Raw genomic sequence first — 1,542 nt, forward strand, 5'->3', positions numbered from 1 at the left:
TCCAGTTTTAGTGGTATTTAATCGCGGCGATTCAGCTTTGAATGTCACAGCCTTGTGATTCATTGAGACACCAGCAAGTCGCAACCCAAGCAGGTAATGAATCGGTGTATTTAGATTATCTGAGCTGTAAATCCGGTAGTTCACAGTAGGTTTCACATCAGTAAAATGCCCTTCCATTACACGCTCAAACACATAAGGCAAAATGTCACCAAGTCCAGAAATTGAAACGGTCAAAGTCTGGTCCAGATCACCGAGCATTCCGGATCTTTGAATTGTCATAGGAAGGTATTCGTAAAATACTTGCCCCGCGCCTTCATTGTGCTGAACATACACCCCACGGTCATCATTACGGACCACACGGTAAGTATTCATAAAAGAAGGGTGTAATAGTTCAATACATTCCAGTTGATAGACATCAACTTTCCGATTGAAAAAGAACTTGGCATATTCGTTATCCATTAGACCTCCCAATCCTTAATCAAAGCTATATCGGCCGTAAGGTTAGGCGGGTTTTGAACAACTTCGAGCTGTGCATTTACCCGGTAAAGGTTGCCATTCACTTCATTGGTCTTGAACGAGTTCGGAATGAAGTTACACAGGTATTGCTGACGTGTTCCCTGATCAATCACCAGATCCGCATAGAATGAGGCTGGCTTATTCTGGTAGATCCGCCAGAAAGCCATCATTTTATTGAAATCGGTTTTACTTAAATTCCAGTTCACATCAACAATGTGGCTGTTACGTTTTACATCGATGTAATAGCGACCACGACCGCCATCCATCTGCTGACGTTTCACATCATCACCCGGTGTTACGCCATAGCCGCTGGTCTGAGGATTTAGCTTTAACTTGTACATAACTTTCCTTCAGGTAATAAAAAACCACCCCGAAAGGTGGTTTGATGAAATAGGGTTTAGATATTTAAATTAATTACAAAAACGATTTAACATTAAGAAATCGATTTAATAATAGTTTCTTTACCATCTTCAAAAATCTCTTTCACTACAAACTTGCAGTAGGATCCATCTTGAGATGGTTCAATCAAAAAAGGTGGATTCACAATATCTTTGATTTGTTTAAATCGGATCAATTCATAATTGGCATTTCTTTCCAACTGATAGTCCATTTTTACATCACAACTATACATAGTAGTTGATCCAATAACAGAAGTAAGTCTGAAAGTTAACTTCTTATTTGCGGGTACTTTAAACTCAAAAAACTCTTCACCGTTATTTAAACTGATTGTGGGTTTAGGCATGTTTAATCTTTTGGGCTCATGCAATGAGCCATACTTTGTTAAATTATTTGAAATCTGCTTTGTGATTAGGTTTTTTGAAATTTTTTCACCCTCATTATTTTGATAAGTAATATAAAACTGCACCATGGGAATATTACTTCTATAAACCCTTAAATTTGCAGTATTTCCCGAAACATCATCCTGATACATATTTGTGGATCTTACGAGATTATTTACTGCAGGAATGGCACAGCCCGAAAGGCTTAAAAGTATTGTCGAAATTACAATTATTTTTTTCATGTCAT

Annotated in this window: 3 protein-coding genes; all 3 read right to left on the bottom strand. The window is 37.7% G+C overall.

What is annotated here, in order from left to right; translation table 11 throughout:
- A partial coding sequence (locus tag VXQ92_RS17355; protein WP_416682659.1) for a DUF1833 family protein occupies window positions 1–459 on the bottom strand: 459 nt, incomplete at its 3' end.
- On the bottom strand, window positions 459–857 hold the full coding sequence (locus VXQ92_RS17360; protein ID WP_038347528.1) for a hypothetical protein: 399 nt from the start codon (window positions 855–857) through the stop codon (window positions 459–461). The genes VXQ92_RS17355 and VXQ92_RS17360, both read right to left, overlap by 1 nt.
- A gap of 92 nt (window positions 858–949) precedes the next feature.
- The gene (locus VXQ92_RS17365) at window positions 950–1,537 is read right to left on the bottom strand and encodes a hypothetical protein (RefSeq protein ID WP_002055697.1); all 588 of its coding nucleotides are present in this window, start codon (window positions 1,535–1,537) and stop codon (window positions 950–952) included.
- Window positions 1,538–1,542: the final 5 nt, after the last annotated feature.

This window comes from Acinetobacter sp. 228 (assembly GCF_048147885.1).

Bases quoted from the DNA above. Each gene is read 5' to 3' on its own strand.
- VXQ92_RS17360 (WP_038347528.1), bottom strand. From the start codon at position 857: ATGTACAAGTTAAAGCTAAATCCTCAGACCAGCGGCTATGGCGTAACA.
- VXQ92_RS17365 (WP_002055697.1), bottom strand. From the start codon at position 1,537: ATGAAAAAAATAATTGTAATTTCGACAATACTTTTAAGCCTTTCGGGC.